The 16,782-nt window shown below is 64.7% G+C and carries 17 protein-coding genes; 9 read left to right on the top strand and 8 right to left on the bottom strand.

Annotation, left to right across the window (positions count from 1 at the left end):
- The first annotated feature begins 182 nt into the window (after nucleotides 1-182).
- Nucleotides 183-839, top strand: coding sequence for a glutathione S-transferase family protein (locus tag J6497_RS22320; protein WP_225706423.1), 657 nt, complete (start codon nucleotides 183-185; stop codon nucleotides 837-839).
- Between the two features lie 27 nt (nucleotides 840-866).
- Here J6497_RS22320 and J6497_RS22315 read toward each other — a convergent pair whose 3' ends face one another.
- Nucleotides 867-1,247 (bottom strand): hypothetical protein, encoded by a 381-nt coding sequence (locus J6497_RS22315; RefSeq protein WP_225706422.1) that lies wholly within the window; start codon nucleotides 1,245-1,247, stop codon nucleotides 867-869.
- On the opposite strand from J6497_RS22315, the gene J6497_RS22310 reads away from it, so the two are divergent.
- Nucleotides 1,246-1,386: a hypothetical protein gene (locus tag J6497_RS22310; protein WP_225706421.1), complete on the top strand. Its 141-nt coding sequence runs from the start codon at nucleotides 1,246-1,248 to the stop codon at nucleotides 1,384-1,386. The genes J6497_RS22315 and J6497_RS22310 overlap by 2 nt on opposite strands.
- A gap of 175 nt (nucleotides 1,387-1,561) precedes the next feature.
- Here J6497_RS22310 and J6497_RS22305 read toward each other — a convergent pair whose 3' ends face one another.
- Nucleotides 1,562-1,915: a DMT family protein gene (locus J6497_RS22305; RefSeq protein ID WP_225706420.1), complete on the bottom strand. Its 354-nt coding sequence runs from the start codon at nucleotides 1,913-1,915 to the stop codon at nucleotides 1,562-1,564.
- Nucleotides 1,916-2,142: 227 nt separating this feature from the next.
- Here J6497_RS22305 and J6497_RS22300 point away from each other — a divergent pair, with 227 nt between their 5' ends.
- From J6497_RS22300 to J6497_RS22290, 3 genes are all read left to right on the top strand, one after another.
- Nucleotides 2,143-2,967: a PAS-domain containing protein gene (locus J6497_RS22300; protein ID WP_225706419.1), complete on the top strand. Its 825-nt coding sequence runs from the start codon at nucleotides 2,143-2,145 to the stop codon at nucleotides 2,965-2,967.
- Between the two features lie 92 nt (nucleotides 2,968-3,059).
- Nucleotides 3,060-3,521, top strand: coding sequence for a GNAT family N-acetyltransferase (locus J6497_RS22295; protein ID WP_225706418.1), 462 nt, complete (start codon nucleotides 3,060-3,062; stop codon nucleotides 3,519-3,521).
- A 299-nt stretch (nucleotides 3,522-3,820) separates the two neighbouring features.
- Nucleotides 3,821-4,762 carry an aldo/keto reductase gene (locus tag J6497_RS22290; RefSeq protein ID WP_225706417.1) on the top strand — a complete coding sequence of 314 codons (942 nt, stop codon included), beginning with the start codon at nucleotides 3,821-3,823 and terminating at the stop codon, nucleotides 4,760-4,762.
- Between the two features lie 11 nt (nucleotides 4,763-4,773).
- On the opposite strand, the gene J6497_RS22285 is transcribed toward J6497_RS22290, so the two are convergent.
- The 3 genes from J6497_RS22285 to J6497_RS22275 all read right to left on the bottom strand — a co-directional run bounded on the left by J6497_RS22285 (nucleotide 4,774) and on the right by J6497_RS22275 (nucleotide 7,975).
- Complete coding sequence (locus J6497_RS22285) at nucleotides 4,774-5,166, bottom strand: endonuclease domain-containing protein (RefSeq protein ID WP_225706416.1); 393 nt, start codon at nucleotides 5,164-5,166, stop codon at nucleotides 4,774-4,776.
- Between the two features lie 74 nt (nucleotides 5,167-5,240).
- On the bottom strand, nucleotides 5,241-6,464 hold the full coding sequence (locus tag J6497_RS22280; RefSeq protein ID WP_225706415.1) for a DUF1501 domain-containing protein: 1,224 nt from the start codon (nucleotides 6,462-6,464) through the stop codon (nucleotides 5,241-5,243).
- A 2-nt stretch (nucleotides 6,465-6,466) separates the two neighbouring features.
- On the bottom strand, nucleotides 6,467-7,975 hold the full coding sequence (locus J6497_RS22275; protein ID WP_225706414.1) for a DUF1800 domain-containing protein: 1,509 nt from the start codon (nucleotides 7,973-7,975) through the stop codon (nucleotides 6,467-6,469).
- Between the two features lie 302 nt (nucleotides 7,976-8,277).
- Here J6497_RS22275 and J6497_RS22265 point away from each other — a divergent pair, with 302 nt between their 5' ends.
- Nucleotides 8,278-8,952, top strand: a complete 675-nt coding sequence (locus J6497_RS22265; protein WP_225706412.1) for an HAD family hydrolase — start codon at nucleotides 8,278-8,280, stop codon at nucleotides 8,950-8,952.
- Here J6497_RS22265 and J6497_RS22260 read toward each other — a convergent pair whose 3' ends face one another.
- The 3 genes from J6497_RS22260 to J6497_RS22250 all read right to left on the bottom strand — a co-directional run bounded on the left by J6497_RS22260 (nucleotide 8,953) and on the right by J6497_RS22250 (nucleotide 11,388).
- Nucleotides 8,953-9,648 carry a glutathione S-transferase family protein gene (locus tag J6497_RS22260; protein ID WP_225706411.1) on the bottom strand — a complete coding sequence of 232 codons (696 nt, stop codon included), beginning with the start codon at nucleotides 9,646-9,648 and terminating at the stop codon, nucleotides 8,953-8,955.
- A 198-nt stretch (nucleotides 9,649-9,846) separates the two neighbouring features.
- Nucleotides 9,847-10,554, bottom strand: coding sequence for a glutathione binding-like protein (locus tag J6497_RS22255; protein ID WP_225706410.1), 708 nt, complete (start codon nucleotides 10,552-10,554; stop codon nucleotides 9,847-9,849).
- A 108-nt stretch (nucleotides 10,555-10,662) separates the two neighbouring features.
- Nucleotides 10,663-11,388: a sulfite exporter TauE/SafE family protein gene (locus J6497_RS22250; protein ID WP_249793690.1), complete on the bottom strand. Its 726-nt coding sequence runs from the start codon at nucleotides 11,386-11,388 to the stop codon at nucleotides 10,663-10,665.
- A gap of 347 nt (nucleotides 11,389-11,735) precedes the next feature.
- Here J6497_RS22250 and J6497_RS22245 point away from each other — a divergent pair, with 347 nt between their 5' ends.
- The 3 genes from J6497_RS22245 to uvrB all read left to right on the top strand — a co-directional run bounded on the left by J6497_RS22245 (nucleotide 11,736) and on the right by uvrB (nucleotide 16,712).
- Nucleotides 11,736-12,647, top strand: a complete 912-nt coding sequence (locus tag J6497_RS22245; protein ID WP_225706408.1) for a LysR substrate-binding domain-containing protein — start codon at nucleotides 11,736-11,738, stop codon at nucleotides 12,645-12,647.
- 219 nt (nucleotides 12,648-12,866) lie between these two features.
- Nucleotides 12,867-13,106, top strand: a complete 240-nt coding sequence (locus J6497_RS22240) for a hypothetical protein (RefSeq protein WP_225706407.1) — start codon at nucleotides 12,867-12,869, stop codon at nucleotides 13,104-13,106.
- Nucleotides 13,107-13,790: 684 nt separating this feature from the next.
- A complete protein-coding gene (gene uvrB, locus J6497_RS22235) occupies nucleotides 13,791-16,712 on the top strand; it encodes an excinuclease ABC subunit UvrB (protein WP_225706406.1) in 2,922 nt (973 codons plus the stop codon).
- Nucleotides 16,713-16,782 lie beyond the last annotated feature (70 nt).

The following is a 16,782-nucleotide window of genomic DNA, read 5'->3' as shown; positions in this document are numbered from 1 at the left end:
GGATAGCAGGGGCGTGATCCTGCTGCGCCAATGGAATCATTCTGCACGCGTGCGGTGCGGGAGCAGTTTTCGACTTTTTCCATCCCGCAGGTCTTGCGACGCACCCCCGTCGGCATCATTGTGGAGTTGCGTTTGCGGCACCACCTGCCGCTGACGCCCCTCCACTGGGTGAACTCGGGCAGATGTACAAGCTCTATTCGATGCAGCTCTCCGGCAACAGCTACAAGGTTCGCCTTGCGCTGGCGCTGCTGGATACGCACTATGAGGCGATCGAGGTCGATATCCTGCGCGGCGAGAGCCGTACGCCGGAGTTTCTGGCCAAGAACCCGAGCGGCCAGGTGCCGCTGCTCGAAGTCGAGGAAGGACGTTACCTCGCCGAATCCAACGCCATCCTCTGGTATGTCGCCGGCGGCACGCCGCTCGCGCCGGAGTCGGTGATCGACCGGGCAGAGGCGCTGCAATGGATGTTCTTCGAACAGCACGCGCTGGAGCCAAATATCGGCGCGGCCTATTTCTGGCTATCGCTCGTGAAGGGTGGCCGCGACCTCCAGACGCACGCGCTGGAAGACTGGATGGAGCGGGGCTACGCCGCGCTGCAGGTGATGGAAAACCATCTCAAGACCGCGCACTTCTTCGCCGCCGACCAGCTCACGGTCGCCGACATCGCGCTCTACGGCTACACCCACGTCGCCGACCGCTGCGATTTCGACCTCGTCACCTTTCCGGCGATCCGCGCCTGGCTCAGGCGGGTCGAACAGGTGCCCGGCTTCGTCCCGATGGACTGGCGGCCGGAAGCCGAATTGGACGACGCCCCCGGCATTGCCGCAGGGGCTGAATAGCGGGAATTGCGGGCATAGCCCGTAAAATTACGGGCAAAACCTCTCGCGATGCCGCGGTTTCGCCATTTTTCGCATGGTAACCGCCGCAATATTGCCGGCGACGATTGCGAATCCTCCAGCCAGAGAACGTGGTGATTCGCCCACGCATGCGAGGATTTGGACCATGACATGGTCGCCAGGCACGGCCGGCTTCGACAGCCGCACCGCGCCAGCAGTCCCGTCCCGACTGGCGAGCGCGACCGCCACCTCGGTCACGACCGGTGCGTTGTCGCCGTGTGTTGTGATCACACTGACAATGCTGTCGATCAAGGTCACGATGGCGATGCCGCTTTCGACCTGATCCGGTGGTTCCCCTTCTAGAAATCGTAACCACGCGAGGCGCGACGGCTGATATCGCGACCAGAGCATGTTGAAGACACCTGTCGGACTGGTGACGATTGGACTGACCGTCGCGATCCTGCTCGCGGCCTCGCTCCTGATCGTCACGGGCACCCGTGGCGAGGATGGCGCCCCTGCGGTGCGGGTGATGTCTCGTACGACTAAATAGCGCGTGCAGCTTGCGCCGCTGCGCGCCTTCCCCCTAAAAGGGGGACGGTTGGGATGGGGGTCTGCCGCGGGCGCAGGTGCGTGTGGAGAAAATTGATCCCCACCCGGTTTGCGCTTGCGCGCAAACCGACCTCCCCTTTTCAAGGGGAGGTGAAGGGAGCACAGATCAGCCACCATCACGCGAAATTGTGGAAGATCAGGAACGCGCCGGCGGCGATCAGCGCAAAGCCGAGCGCGTGGTTCCAGGCGAGCGGCTCCTTGAGATAGAGCACCGAAAAGCCTGCGAACACGATCAGCGTGATCACCTCCTGCATGGTCTTGAGCTGCGCCGCCGAATAGACCGCGCTGCCCCACCGGTTGGCCGGCACGGCAAGCCAATATTCAAAGAACGCGATGCCCCAGCTCGCGATAACCACGACCGGCAGCGGGCTCCCCTTGAACTTCAAATGCCCGTACCATGCAAAGGTCATGAAGACGTTGGAGGCAAACAGCATCAGGATCGGCAGGATCGTGGGAGCAATGGTAGGCATCGACATCCTCCGGCAATGGTCCGCTGCAGCATGACCGAGCATGATCTTCGCGAGCGATCCATGCCACGGAACTGATTTCAGCCAATTCGCATAGCATTTGATTCCAACAATGCGAAAGCTTGTCGCTCGCAATCAAACGCATCTTAAGTGTGACGCGCAAAATCCCGCCGCGAGCGAAACCAGCCGCCAAACTGCGCGCCTATCCTCGGTTGTAACGAGGCGCGAGCATGCAGTTGAACTGGCACGCTATACTGGGCCCTGCCCTCACGGTGGCGACGGCGCTGACCGCCTTCGCCGTCGACCATCATTTCGCCGGCGTGCCCAATCCGGCGCCATTGTTCGTTTGCATCGTCGCGCTCGCGAGCTCAACCGGCGGCATCGCGTCGGGCCTTCTGAGCGCGGCCATTGCGGTCGCAGGCTCGGCGATCTTCTTCCTCAACCATCGTGCGACACCGGGCTATGACCTGTCGGACCTCGCGCGGATGGCGCTGCTGGCGGCGACCGCCGCCGTCACCGCCGTCATCACCGGCCTGCTCAGGCGGAAATGGATAGATGCCTTCGCCTGGGAGCAGAAGCATCATGCCACCGCGGAGCGCTTGAAGGCCGCGCTCGACCAGGTCGATATCGGAATCGTGCTCCTGGATTCGGACACGCGGGCGGAGTTCATCAATCGTGCCTTCCGCCACTATTTCGCGCTGTCCGACGAACAGGCGGAAAGCAAGCCGCCATTCATCGCGCTGATGTATCACGGCCGCGACACCGGCGCCTATGAATTGCCGAAGGATGAACTGAACGACTTCATCGCACGGCGCATCGAAATGATGCGGATTGGCGATTCCACGCCGATCAACATCAACCTCGCCGACGGCCAGGTGCTGCGCTTCAGTTGCACGGCGCTGCCCGACGGCGGCCGCATGCTGAGTTACATACCAGTGACCGACCTGGTGCGCCGCACCGACGATCCGAGGAAGGTCGATTATTATCGCTCCCTGCGCGGCATCGGTCTCGCACTTGATCGCGGGCTTGGCTCGCCATTGCGCGCCGCCGAATAGGACGATTGATCCGCGTCCACCGTGCCGATAATAACGACGGGCACCGTGCCGCCATCCGCGGCGTCATCTTCCGCTTCACCATGGCTTCCCCCATGTCCGACGACATCATCATCCGCTCTATCACCCGGCAGGACTACGAGCAGTGGCTGCCGCTCTGGGACGGCTACAACGCGTTCTACGGCCGTTCGGGCCCGACTGCGCTGGCGCCTGAGATCACGCGCATGACCTGGTCGCGCTTCTTCGATGCTTACGAGCCGGTGCATGCGCTGGTCGCCGAACAGAGCGGCGCACTACTCGGCCTCACGCACTACCTGTTTCATCGTTCGACCATTGCGATCGAGCCGGTCTGCTATCTGCAGGATCTGTTCACCAGCGAAGCCGCGCGCGGCAAAGGCATCGGGCGCGCGCTGATTACGGGCGTCTATGAGCAGGCAAAGCGCGCCGGCGCTGCGCGTGTTTATTGGTTGACGCACGAGACCAACCACACCGCGATGCAGCTCTACGACAAGGTCGCCGACAAACCCGGCTTCGTCGTCTATCGCAAGCTGTTCTGATCGATCCTTGCGGAGCTGTCGGCCATGCGGCCGGCTGTGGATAACCTACCTGTCACCCGGGCGTAATAAAGCACGGCTAGGCTTTCCAGTGCGTTTGATCAGGCCCCCCGTCTCAGATCACACGCCCCCCGAGCGGTCCCCGTCAGTCGCCGCGTCTGACCGGGGCCGCTTTTTTTGCGCGACATCCGCTCATGGCTGGACTGCAACCGGCGATGACGTGCAAGCCGGCCACTGCCTTGCGAGGTCCCAGCGTGCGGGCCACAATGCGCAGTCTTTCCTCCTGCTCTTTGGATCGTTCGATGCAAATTCGCAATCTCGGCGGCTCGGGCCTGCGCGTTTCCGCGGTCGGCCTTGGCTGCAACAATTTCGGCCAGCGCACTGACCTCGAAACCTCGCGCCAGGTGATCCACCGCGCGCTCGACCTCGGCATCACCCTGTTCGACACCGCCGACATCTATGCCGGCATGGGCGGCTCGGAGACGGTGCTCGGCGCCGTGCTCGGCGACCGCCGCAAGGACATCGTGCTGGCGACAAAATATGCGAAGCCGATGGCGACCGACGGCACCAAGCAGGGCGCCTCGCGCCGCTACATCGTGTCGGCGGTCGAAGCGAGCCTGAAGCGGTTGAAGACCGATTACATCGATCTCTATCAGCAGCACGAGTACGACCCGCTGACGCCGATCGACGAAACCCTGCGCGCGCTCGACGATCTCGTGCGGCAGGGCAAGGTGCGCTACATCGGCAATTCGAACTTCCCGGCCTGGCGGATCGCGGAAGCGGAATATGTCGCGCGCGCGATGAACGTGAACCGCTTCGTCTCCTGCCAGGACGAATACAGCCTCGTGGTGCGCGACATCGAGAAGGACCTCTTGCCGGCGGCGCAGGAATACAATCTCGGCCTGCTGCCGTTCTTTCCGCTCGCGAGCGGCCTTCTGACCGGCAAGTACCAGCGCGGCGCCACAGCACCTGCCGACACGCGCTTCGGCAAGATGCCGGCGCTGCGCGACCGCTACGTCACGCCCCGTAACGAGGACATCGTCGACAAGCTCCAGGCCTTCGCCAAGGAGCGCGGCCACACTTTGCTGGAGTTCGCCTTCTCCTGGCTCGCCGCGCGCCCGCAAGTCTCAAGCGTCATCGCCGGCGCCACCCGCGTCGAACAGATCGAACAGAACGTCAAGGCGATCGGGTGGAGCTTGACTGCGGAAGAGCTGGCGCAGGTGGATGAGATTACGAAGCAGTAGACGGGACTCTCTCACTCCCTCTCCCCGTCCTTCACGGGGAGAGGGCGGGGTGAGGGGCTCTGTCCGCGAAGTTCAGCCTGAATCGTGATCAAGACGCCCTCAACATTGCTGAGCACGTCGTTATTCCAAAATCGCAGCACCTTGTAACCATCGGCAACGAGCCGACGGTCGCGGATTTCGTCTGCCGCGGACTCGTTGTGCTGACCTCCGTCGACTTCAATAACAATCTGCTTCTCACGACACGCGAAGTCGCAGACATAGCCTCGGATCGGAACCTGCCTGGCAAACTTATGACCGTCCAGTTGACGATTCCGAAGACGATTCCAGAGCACTGTTTCCGCGTCCGTTTGATCGGCGCGTAAGCGCCTTGCGATTCGGATCATTTTTTCATTGCGGCCACGCATCGCCCTGCCCCTCACCCGGAGCCGGCGCTGCGCGCCGCCTCCGACCTCTCCCCGCAAAAGAGCGGGGAGAGGTTTTATACCACCAACCCCTGCATCGGCTTCACGGGTTGGCTGTCGGGAAAAACCGACTCCGCCAGCACGCGGTCGGTGAGGCCGAACTGATCGTGCAGCACGCCTTTCATCACGGCGCGCAGATCGATGGTCGGTGCGAGGTCGCGGCCCTGATAGAGATTGGCGGGCTTCAGGCCGGGCCAATCCGAGATCACGCGACCGCCTTTCACCGCGCCGCCAGCGAGCAGCGCGACGGTGCCGGTGCCGTGATCGGTGCCTTCGGTGCCGTTGATGCGCGCGGTGCGGCCGAATTCAGTGGCGACGACGATCACGGTGTCGCGCCAGCGCTCGCCAAGCCCGCTTTCGAATTCTGCCAGCGCGCCGTCGAGGCCGCCGAGCAGTTGCGCGAGACGGCCGACCGGCCCGCCCTCCTTGGCGTGGGTGTCCCAACCGTCGAAAGCGAGCGCACCGATCCGCGGACCATCGTCGGCCGCCATCAATTTCGCCGCGCCGCGTGCGACGAGCCGCATCGCACTGATGCCATTGGTGCCGGGCTTGCGCTTCATCTCGTCGCCTTGCGCGGCTTTTTCGAGCTGCAGACCTTGCGTGAGCGCCGAGGCGAGCGCGGGATCGCGATGCTGATAGAGCTCGAGCAGGCGCATCGCGGTGTCGTCATCGACCTGCGGCAGCGCGACCGGCGCCCAGCCGACGGTCGGCGCCGGGCCGCGCAGCACCAGTGGCGTGGTGGGGCCGACCGCGAGCGCGCGCGTCACCCGCTCGCCTTTCGGCAGCGCTTCCAGCGCGCGGTTGAGCCAGCCCGATTGCACCCTGCCCGGTCCTGCGAAGCCGCTTTCAAGCACATCCTGGCCATCGAAATGCGACCGCTCGCGATATGAGGTCGCGACCGCGTGGATCACGGCGGCCTGCCTGGCGCGATACATCCGCGCGAACTCCGGCATCGCCGGATGCAGGCCGAAGAAGGAGTCGAGCATGACGGCCGCGTTCGGCCCGTCCGGCCGGAGCGCGATCGAGCCATGCAGGCCGGCGTAGTCGGGGTCGCCGATCGGCGCCACCGTCGCAAGGCCGTCCAGCGCACCGCGGAGGATCACCACCACGAGCCGCGGATCGCGGCCATCGGCGGCGCGCGCGAATTTCGGCACATACGCCCAGGCCGCGAACGCAGCGCCGCCAAGCAGCAGAGAGCGGCGCGAGGTGGCCTGCGACCGCAGGCCTTCACAGCATTGCATCGTCACCTCCTCTGGAATTCCGGCGACATCAACAGCAGCGCCAGCGCCTGCTGGCGCGACTCCGCGCGCTCTATCGTGCGCCGCGTGTCCGGCGAGGCGGCATCCGCGGCGACCAATTCGAGCAGCTCGCGCGGATCGACGCCGTCGCCAAGCCGCGAGGCAATCTGCGCCGAGATATCAAGCCGCAGCTTCATGCCTTCGGGCGCGGCCCATGCCGCGCTGATATCGGGAAAACCGTTCGGTCCGGCCGGCGACCACAGCGGCTGACCGAGCACGTTGAGACCGCCCAGGTAGCGGGAAGGATCTTCGGGATTGCGCCCAAGCAGCCGGCCGGAGGCGATCAGGAATTCGTAAGGCGAACGCATCTTGGTCAGCGGCGCCTGCCAGGCCTCGCCGGAATCCACCAGCGCGGTCGCAAGCGCCTTCAGATCGCCATCGGTTTTGCTGAAGACATCCTGCAGGTACGCCACCAGCGCCGGCGGCGGATCATCAGCAACGAAATGCCGCGCGAATTTGGTAGCGATGAACTTTGCCGTCGAGGGATGGCGCGCGATGTCGGCAAGCACGGCCTCGCCCTGCGCTACGCCATTCGGCTCGTAGACCTTGCCCATCACGCGCTGCGCGCCGGGCTGATGCGCGTTCGCATTGAACACGAACGTGCCGGGTGGGCCGAGCTGGCCCCGCCGGCCGGCAAAGGTCCACCCGGTGATGATGCGGGCAAGCGCGGTGACGTCGTCCTGGGTGTAGCCGCCGCCGACGCCGAGCGTATGCAATTCCATGATCTCGCGGGCGAGGTTTTCGTTGAGCCCACGGTTGCGGTTGATGCCGGCGCGCGAGTCCGGCCCCAAGGATTGCTGGTTGTCGAGGAAGAACAGCATGGCCGGATGCTGCTCGACCGCCTTCAGCATGTCGGCGAAGCGGCCGAGCACATGCGGCCGGATCGCCTCGCGCTCGAACGAGCCGGCCCAGATCCGCGCCAGGGCGCCCTTGCTCGCGGAGATGCAGAAATGGTTCGACCAGAACACGACCAGGCGCTCGACGAACCCGCACTCGGCAAAGGTCGCGCGCTGGACGCGCGCCAGCGCTTCAGTGCGAAACGTCTTCTGGATGACGTTGGCCTGTTGCGGCGGCGGCCTCGGTGGATTGGGCTGCATCGCATCGGCTTGCGCCATCGGCTCCTTGGCCGTCATGTCCTTGGCGATCGAGGAGAGCGACGGATTGCGGCGCTGCGCTTTCGGTTCCGCTGGCGCCGCTTCCGTCGCGGCGGATTTCGCGGCGGCGTTGCGCGCCTGCTGGATCTCGAACTGATAGTCGAACAGCGCCTTGCCGAGCGCTGGCGTCGAGCAAAGCCCCGGCATCTCCAGGAGCGCAGCATTGGCGCGATTGAGTTCTGATTTGACAAAGCCGCGCGGATCGAACGCGGCATTGACGAAATCGCCGGAAGCGCCGCCGCGGGCGCCGAACCCGAAGCGATTGAGCGCAACGAGGGCTGCTTGCGAATCGCGGGCCATCGGATTTCCCTTCGGGCGTCCTCGGTCTATGATTTGTGCATCATCATAGCGCGCATCGGGATAAACCCGGATTAATTCAGCGAAAGGAAAGCGGCCGATTACATGACAAATCGGAAAGAAAGCACCTCGCGTCAGCTTTCCTGCGCCCGCTGTGGCACTGCTTTCACTTGCAGCCAGTCGGGCGACTGCTGGTGCGCGGCGGAACCCTATCGCCTGCCGATGCCGGCCCATGATGGCGGCGACTGCCTGTGCCCGGACTGCATGCGCGAGCTCGCGAGGCAGCAAACCGATGCGGCGGCGACGTGACGAGCCGCTGGAACATCGGCGCCGTCCTGCTCGACATGGATGGAACGCTGCTCGATACCGAGAAGGTCTATTTCGATAGCCTGATCGCGGCACTGAATGCGCATGGCTATACCGATGATGTCGTTGCCGTGTGTCACGCCATGATCGGCCTTCCCGGGCCGGAATGCGAGCTGATGCTGGTGAGCCGCTACGGCCACGATTTTCCGCTCGCCGAGATCAACAAGGCTTTCGCCACCAATCGCGACGAGATCTTTCGCGCCGGCCTGCCGCTGAAGACGGGCGCCCTCGAACTGCTCGATGCGCTTCGATCCGCGGACTATCCGATGGCGATCGTGACCTCTTCCTCGCGCCGCTCCGCCGACCAGCACCTCACGCTCGCCGGAATCCGCGCGCGCTTCGACACGATTTTGACGAGCGACGACGTCGCGCAGTGCAAGCCGAGCCCGGATCTCTATCTGCTGGCAGCGCAACGGCTCCGCGTGCAGCCGCAGGCCTGCGTCGCGATCGAGGATTCCAACCACGGCGTGACTGCGGCCCACGCCGCCGGTGCGATCACGCTCATGGTGCCGGACATGATCCCGCCGACCGAGGAGTCGCGCACGAAATGCGCCGCGGTGCTGCCGGACCTCAACGCGGCGCTGGCGATGCTGCGGGAACGCGGCGCGCTGTAGCTACACCTCGAAGCCCGGCGATCTCCGCGCCATGCCGTCGAACGCATCAAGCAGGCGCTCGCGCCAGGCGTAGACCGGATCGCTTTCGACAAGCAGCTTGAACGGGCTTACGACGCGCGCCCATTGGAAGCCACCAAACACGATGTAGTCGGCATAGTTTGGCTTCTCGCCGCCGAGATAGGGCTGCGTCCGCAGCGTCAGCCGCAGTGGATCGAGACTTTTGCGAAAGCCTTCGACGCCGCGATCGCGGGTGGCGGCGGCCTCCTCCAGCGGCTTGCCGAGCCGCGCCTCGCGCGTCTTGCGGAAATAGGCGACGTCGTCAGGCGCAAGATGCGCCGGGATATCGGCGACGATCAGCGGGAAGATGCCGCCGACCACAGTGACATCGCCCCACCAGTTCAGCATGCGCCCGATGGCGCGGCCGCCTTCGCCGCCGAACAGCGAGGGACGGTCGGGATACGCATCCTCGAGGTAGTTGGCGATCGCCCAGGAATCGGCGACGGAAGTATCGCCGTCGAGTAGCACCGGCACCTTGTCCGACTTGTGCGGGGCAATCGTTTCCTTCTCAGTGAAGCACCAGGGAATCGATTCGGCGCTGAGCCCCTTGTGCGCAAGCGCCATCCGCGTACGCCAGCAATACGGGCTGAACGGACGGGACGTGTCAGTGCCGACGAGTTCGAATAGTTTCATGGCCATGGATCAATCCCGCTGATATGGGCGGTCAGAGTAGCCGTGGCAGTAACGAGCGCAACCGCAGAATCCAGAGACCCGTCATGCCCCGCGAAGGCGGGGCATCCGGTAGCCGCTGCGCTGCATGAATTCATGACCGGCAGTGGTTACTGGATCATCCGCTTTCGCGGATGATGACAGCGGAGCACGCGGAAGACGGCAGCGCTACCGCACCACCGCCGCGGTCTGGCCGAACAGGATCTTGCGTTCCTCCTCGGTGCGGATCGCAGGCTGGCCGAAATTCGGATTGACTTCTTTCGCCTTGGCATAAGCGCGCACCGTGGCGGGTCGCGCCTTGATCGTTTCCAGCCAGCGCTTCAGATGCGGGAAATCGTCGATGTTCTGGCCCTGGTTCTGGTGGCCGACAACCCAGGGATAGCTCGCCATGTCGGCGATCGAATAGTCGCCGGCGACGAATTCGCGGTCGGCGAGGCGCTTGTTGAGTACGCCATAGAGCCGGTTGGTCTCATTCACATAACGGTCGATGGCGTATTGCAGCTTCTCTTGCGCGTAGTTGCGGAAGTGATGGTTCTGACCCGCCATCGGACCGAGACCGGCCATCTGCCAGAACGTCCACTGGATCGCGTCATAGCGGCCATAGAGATCGGCGGGCAGGAACTTGCCGGTCTTGTCGGCGAGATAGAGCAGAATCGCGCCGGACTCGAACAGCGAAATCGGCTTGCTGCCGCCCTTCGGCGCATGATCGACGATCGCGGGAATCCGGTTGTTGGGCGCGATCTCCAGGAACTCCGACGTGAACTGCTCACCCTTGCCGATGTTGATCGGGATGATCTTGTAGTCCAGCCCGGTCTCCTCGAGGAACATCGTGATCTTGTGGCCGTTCGGCGTGGTCCAGTAGTGGAGGTCGATCATGAGCGTGATCCTGCCGCTGAGGGGGAACGCGCATCGGAGAAAGATGCGATTGCATGAAGTTTGCTCCGACCGTCCGCGCAAGTCAATGGTATCGGTTGGAACCTTACCTCAGTTCGCCATTGCGCTGTTGCGCGCCACCAGCAGCCAGCCGCCATAGAGGATGTAGTAGCTCGCCACCGTCGTGATCAGCCGGTTGGCCCAGGTGCGAAACTGCGCATCGCTCATCGCCTCCAGGATCCGCCGCGCCAGCGTGGTGCCGAGCATCGAGGCCGCCACAGCCACGCCCGCCAGCACCGGATCGAGCGTCGCGGCCTGATCGATGATGCCGCCGAAATAGATCAGCTTGGTGAAATGGCTCGCGACCTGGCAGGTCGCCTTGGTCGCGACCACCTCGCGGCGGCCGAAATTGCCGCCGAGGAAGAAGGTGTCCATCAGCGGGCCGGAAACGCCGGTCATCAGCATCAGCCCCATGCAGACCGAGCCGTAGAACGTGCCCTGCCAGATGCTATCGGGATTCGGCTTTATTCCCTTCGGCGTCAGCCGCGCCATGAACGGAGTGATGCCGAGCAGGAGCAGCGCGATCGGCTTGTCCGGCACGTAGCGCGTGATCGACCAGATCGCCAGCGCCACGCCGCAGCCGATCATGTAGACGGCGACCGGCCGCCAGCGGATATGCGCCCGCCACAGCAGGGCGCGCCAGCCGTTTGAGGCCATCTGCGTGATCGCATGCAGCACCATCGCCGACGGCAGCGGCAGGATGGTGAGCAGCACGCCGATCAGGATCAGCCCACCGGCCATGCCGAACAGCCCCGACAGGAACGCCGTCGCGACCATCAGCACGCCAAGCGCTGCAATCAGAAGTAGACTCACGAGACTCTCCAGCGGGACGAACGCGGATCGATACGCGGCAAACTGCTTCCTCTCCCTCTCCCCGTTCTTACGGGGAGAGGGTTGGGGGTGAGGGGCTGTCTCCGCGAACACGGTAGCAAACGACTCGCGGAGGCTCCCCCTCACCCGGATCGCATCTGCGATGCGATCCGACCTCTCCCCGCAAGCGGGGCGAGGTGAAGCGAGCCGCACCGATTCAACCTCAGGCTTAACGTCATTGTTGTGCCCCGCTTGGACATGCCGCGCAAACTGAGTTATCTCCTCCTGGCATCAGCTTTCCTGAGGGTGATGGTTTGCGGCGGCTGCTCTTTCTCAACGGCATCAAGGCATTCGAGGCGGCGGCGCGCACCGGCAGCTTTGCCGCCGCGGGCACCGAGCTCAACGTCTCCGCGGCCGCAATCAGCCGCATGGTGCATCTGTTGGAAGATCGGCTCGGGGTGGCGCTGTTCGAGCGCAAGGCCAACCGCCTCGTCACCACGGCGGCCGGCCGCTTCTACCAGAGCGGATTGACCCCGATCTTCGATGCGCTGGCGAACCTCACGGCGCAGGTCACCGCGCCCGCGAGCGTTCGTGTCCTGACCATCGGCGTCGGGCCGACCTTCGCGATGAAATGGCTGATCCCGCGGCTCGCCGATTTCCAGAAGCAGGAGCCCGAGATCGAGGTCCGCATCACCACCGGCGGCGCCGCGGCGCCGGAGCCGTTCAGCGACGACTGGAGCTGCGGCATCAAGCTCGGCGACGGCGATTGGCCAGGTTTGGTGGCCGAGCCGCTGTTCGCCGCCGATCTGTTGCCGGTGTGCGCGCCGCGGCTGGCGAGCCAGCTCAAGCGCGCAAGCGACCTCAAGGGGAGAAACCTGCTTCGCGTAGCGCACTCGCCGGACGATTGGCCGACGTGGCTGAAGGCCGCCGGCGTCGGACGGCTCACGGCGCGCGGGCCCGAATTCGAGTTCTACGGCCAGGCGCTGCAGGCGGCCATCGACGGTCTCGGCGTCGCGATGGGGATCCGCCCCTATATCGACGATGATCTCGCCGCGGGGCGGCTGGTTGCGCCGTTCGAGCTGAGCGTGCCGAAGGGCATGCGCTGGTACCTCGTCTATCACGGCTTCCGCACCGGTCAGCGCGATTTTGCTGCCTTCCGCCGTTGGATCATCCGAGCCGCGGCCGAGCCCGCCACGGCAGGCAAAGGCCAGCGCGGCGCGGCCTGAGGCGGCGCGCCTTGGGGGACACTCTCTCCACTCGAATGGATTCCGGGCCTGCGCTACGCGCATCCCGGAATGACGGTGGAAGAGAGTTGCGCCCGCAGGCGCGGCCTGAGGCGGCGCGGCTGCGACAAAAGATTCCTGCACAGTGTGAACCAGTTCACAAAGTTCCGCACCAGCGGCGTGCTTTGGTCCCCAATTGGGAAAAGACCTGGGATCGCGGGCATGATTTACGGCGCCTTTGAGATCAACTCATTCGAGGCAGGGAAGGGGCTATGGCACGCCAGGATTCAACGAGCCGATCGCGAGCCGGTCGTCATCGATGGCATCTCGTTTCCGACACTCGAACTCGGCTTTGCGTGGTCCGATCCGGATGCGGCGATCTCCCACGCGAAGGCGCAGATCGACCGCTACGGCCGGCGCTATGGGGTAACCTCAACCGCACCGTCGCGGACCTCGCGATAGTCGGCAGTGCGCTGGTTGCCACCGCACCGGAGTGCGAGGCCGAACCGACGTCAGCGCGTCCGCCCACGCCGCCATTCCTGAACAACTGTCCGCAATGCGATGCCGAGTTTGCCCTGCTCCGCATCATTCCTGGCCACGCCGCCGAATACTGGGCCATGCGCTGCACCGGCTGCGGCGGGATTCACCTCAACATCGTCGAGACCACCTCCCCCGCGTGCTGATGTCACCTCCCCTTGAAACGGCCTTGAAAAAGCGAGGTCGGTTTGCGCGCGAGTGCGAACCGGGTGGGGATCATCTCTCTCCACACGAACAGTGTGACTCGTGGCTGATCCCCATCCCAGCCTTCCCCCTTGCAGGGGGAAGGAGAAGAGCCGTATCCACCGTCATTGTCGTCGCGCGCAAGAAGTAGTCTCTTCCCACCTCCCCTTGATCTTCCCACCTCCCCTTGAAAAGGGGAGGTCGCTTTGCGCGCCCAGCGCGCAAAGCGGGTGGGGATCAACTCTCTCCACGCGCGCCAGCGCCCGTGGCTTGACCCCCATCCCAGCCTTCCCCCTTTCAGGGGGAAGGAGCCGCCACACCGCGCTCGAAAAATCTCCTTCGGTTCCTGCTGACATCTGCTGACATGGCGGGTACGGCCCCGCGTTTGCTCTTTCATGCCGGCGGGACTCGTCCCATATTCCGGCCATGGCGAAGAAACCTGACGCTCCCAAAAAGCCCGGCAAATCCCCCAGATCCAAAGCACACCGGCCCGAGGTCCTCCCGATCGCGCCGGCGCTCGCCGAACTCTTGAATCCCGCGATCAACCGCGGCGATGCCGGACTTGGCTCCGGCACAGGCCTGCAACCGCCGCCGGACAATTCACGCGACCGCCGCGCCGGCGGCGAGGCCGCCGCCCATCGCGCGCGCGCTTCGACGCCGAAGGAATTTCCGAGCGATCGCGCAGCTCCGACCAACCCGCGTGAGACCGGCTTCGACGAAGCCTCCCAAGCCAATTACGGCACCGCGGCGACGGTGCCGATGCTCGATCCGGAGCTGGCGCGGCAGCTCGGCCTGCCGACCGCGGAGGACGATGACGAGGCGCTGGCCCGCCCGCCGCGCAACAAGATGGAGGCGCTCGGGGTCAAGGCGACCGCCGAGGCGCTCGAGAACCTGATCCGCGACGGCCGCCCCGAGTTCCGGAAAGACGACGGCTCTATGCGCGTATGGACGCCGCACCGCCCGCCGCGCCCGGAAAAGTCGGAAGGCGGCGTCCGCTTCGAGATCAAGTCCGACTATCAGCCGAAGGGCGACCAGCCAACCGCGATCGCCGAACTGGTCGAGGGCATCGACCGCCACGACCGCACGCAGGTGCTGCTCGGCGTCACCGGCTCCGGCAAGACCTACACAATGGCGAAGGTGATCGAGGCGACGCAACGCCCTGCCCTGATCCTGGCGCCGAACAAGACGCTCGCCGCCCAGCTCTATGGCGAGTTCAAGAATTTCTTCCCGGACAACGCGGTCGAGTATTTCGTCTCGTATTACGACTACTACCAGCCCGAGGCCTATGTGCCGCGGACCGACACCTATATCGAGAAGGATTCCTCGATCAACGAGCAGATCGACCGCATGCGCCACGCGGCGACGCGCGCGCTGCTCGAGCGCGACGATGTCATCATCGTCGCCTCGGTCTCCTGCATCTACGGTATCGGCTCGGTCGAGACCTATACCGCGATGACGTTCGCGCTGAAGAAGGGCGAGCGCATCGACCAGCGGCAGCTCATCGCCGACCTCGTTGCGCTGCAGTACAAGCGCACCTCGGCCGATTTTACCCGCGGCACCTTCCGTGTGCGCGGCGACGTCATCGACATCTTCCCGGCGCACTATGAGGACCGCGCCTGGCGCGTGAACCTGTTCGGCGACACAGTGGAGAACATCGAGGAGTTCGACCCGCTCACCGGCCACAAGCAGGACGAGCTCGAATTCATCAAAATCTACGCCAACTCACACTATGTGACGCCGCGGCCGACGCTGGTGCAGGCGATCAAGTCGATCAAGAGCGAATTGAAGATGCGCCTGGACCAGCTCAACGACCAGGGCCGGCTGCTGGAAGCGCAGCGTCTGGAGCAGCGCACGACTTTCGACCTCGAGATGATGGAGGCGACCGGGAGCTGCGCCGGCATCGAGAACTATTCGCGCTATCTCACCGGGCGTCGGCCTGGCGAGCCGCCGCCGACGCTGTTCGAATATGTGCCCGACAATGCGCTGGTGTTCGCCGACGAGAGCCATGTCAGCATCCCGCAGATCGGCGCCATGTTCCGCGGCGACTTCCGCCGCAAGGCAACGCTGGCCGAATATGGCTTCCGCCTGCCCTCCTGCATGGACAACCGTCCGCTACGGTTCGAGGAATGGGACATGATGCGGCCGCAGACGGTGGCGGTCTCGGCCACGCCGAGCGGCTGGGAATTGAACGAGAGCGGCGGCGTGTTCGTCGAGCAGGTGATCCGCCCGACCGGCCTGATCGATCCGCCGGTCGACATCCGCCCCGCCCGCACGCAGGTCGACGACCTCGTCGGCGAAGTCCGCGCGACCGCGGCCGTCGGCTATCGCAGCCTGATCACCGTTTTGACAAAACGGATGGCGGAGGACCTCACCGAATACCTGCATGAGCAGGGCATCCGCGTGCGCTACATGCACAGTGACATCGACACCATCGAGCGCATCGAGATCATCCGCGATCTCCGCCTCGGCGCGTTCGACGCGCTGGTCGGCATCAACCTGCTGCGCGAGGGTCTCGATATTCCCGAGTGCGCGCTGGTCGCGATCCTCGACGCCGACAAGGAAGGCTTCCTGCGCAGCGAGACCTCGCTGATCCAGACCATCGGCCGCGCCGCGCGCAACGTCGACGGCAAGGTGATCCTCTATGCCGACAGCATGACCGGCTCGATGGAGCGCGCGATCGCCGAGACCAACCGCCGCCGCGAAAAGCAGGTCGAGTACAACGCCGCCAACGGCATCACCCCGGCGAGCGTGAAGAAATCGATTGGCGACATCCTCAACTCCGTCTACGAGCGCGACCATGTGCTGGTCGATATCCGCGACGGCAGCGTGACCGAGGACGTGATCTCGATCGGCCACAATTTCGAGGCGGTCCTCGCCGATCTCGAAACAAGAATGCGCGAAGCCGCCGCCGATCTGAACTTCGAGGAAGCCGCCCGCCTGCGCGACGAGGTCAAGCGCCTGCGCGCCACCGAGATGGCCGTCGTCGACGACCCCACCGCCAAGCAGCGCACCGTGCAGGGCAAGGCCGGCGCTTATGCCGGCACGAGGAAATACGGCGACGCCGCCAACCTGCCGGTGAGCGCGATGAAGAAGAAAAGCGTGACCTCGGCGATCAAGGCCGGCGGCAGCTCCGGCCCAAGAGTCCACAAGCCCCATCTCGACGAGATGCACGGCCCGGAGTCCCTGCCCTTCCGCCCGAACCCCACTGCCAGGCCAGCAAAGCCGTTCGGCGGCACCAGCAGGATCATCCAGCCGACCGACTCGCGGCAGTCAGGCCCGGAGTTCGGGCCGGCGCCGCGATCGACCGGCGGCACGCCGGGGAAAAGGGGTGGGTGGAAGAAGCGATAGCGCTGGCTATGTTTGCTCAACCTTCGAACGAATGTCCGTTCACTTTTTCAGATTTTTGAACAGCGGAGCC

The sequence above is a fragment of the Bradyrhizobium cenepequi genome, from assembly GCF_020329485.1.
In the GTDB taxonomy this organism is placed as follows: domain Bacteria; phylum Pseudomonadota; class Alphaproteobacteria; order Rhizobiales; family Xanthobacteraceae; genus Bradyrhizobium; species Bradyrhizobium cenepequi.
The sequence above is the reverse complement of the archived record's forward strand: the minus strand, read 5'-3'. Positions and strand labels throughout refer to the sequence as shown.

Coding starts and splice junctions, on each gene's coding strand:
- J6497_RS22320 (WP_225706423.1), top strand. CDS start 183: ATGTACAAGCTCTATTCGATGCAGCTCTCCGGCAACAGCTACAAGGTT.
- J6497_RS22310 (WP_225706421.1), top strand. CDS start 1,246: ATGTTGAAGACACCTGTCGGACTGGTGACGATTGGACTGACCGTCGCG.
- J6497_RS22315 (WP_225706422.1), bottom strand. CDS start 1,247: ATGCTCTGGTCGCGATATCAGCCGTCGCGCCTCGCGTGGTTACGATTT.
- J6497_RS22305 (WP_225706420.1), bottom strand. CDS start 1,915: ATGCCTACCATTGCTCCCACGATCCTGCCGATCCTGATGCTGTTTGCC.
- J6497_RS22300 (WP_225706419.1), top strand. CDS start 2,143: ATGCAGTTGAACTGGCACGCTATACTGGGCCCTGCCCTCACGGTGGCG.
- J6497_RS22295 (WP_225706418.1), top strand. CDS start 3,060: ATGTCCGACGACATCATCATCCGCTCTATCACCCGGCAGGACTACGAG.
- J6497_RS22290 (WP_225706417.1), top strand. CDS start 3,821: ATGCAAATTCGCAATCTCGGCGGCTCGGGCCTGCGCGTTTCCGCGGTC.
- J6497_RS22285 (WP_225706416.1), bottom strand. CDS start 5,166: ATGCGTGGCCGCAATGAAAAAATGATCCGAATCGCAAGGCGCTTACGC.
- J6497_RS22280 (WP_225706415.1), bottom strand. CDS start 6,464: ATGCAATGCTGTGAAGGCCTGCGGTCGCAGGCCACCTCGCGCCGCTCT.
- J6497_RS22275 (WP_225706414.1), bottom strand. CDS start 7,975: ATGGCCCGCGATTCGCAAGCAGCCCTCGTTGCGCTCAATCGCTTCGGG.
- J6497_RS22260 (WP_225706411.1), bottom strand. CDS start 9,648: ATGGCCATGAAACTATTCGAACTCGTCGGCACTGACACGTCCCGTCCG.
- J6497_RS22255 (WP_225706410.1), bottom strand. CDS start 10,554: ATGATCGACCTCCACTACTGGACCACGCCGAACGGCCACAAGATCACG.
- J6497_RS22250 (WP_249793690.1), bottom strand. CDS start 11,388: ATGGTCGCGACGGCGTTCCTGTCGGGGCTGTTCGGCATGGCCGGTGGG.
- J6497_RS22240 (WP_225706407.1), top strand. CDS start 12,867: ATGATTTACGGCGCCTTTGAGATCAACTCATTCGAGGCAGGGAAGGGG.
- uvrB (WP_225706406.1), top strand. CDS start 13,791: ATGGCGAAGAAACCTGACGCTCCCAAAAAGCCCGGCAAATCCCCCAGA.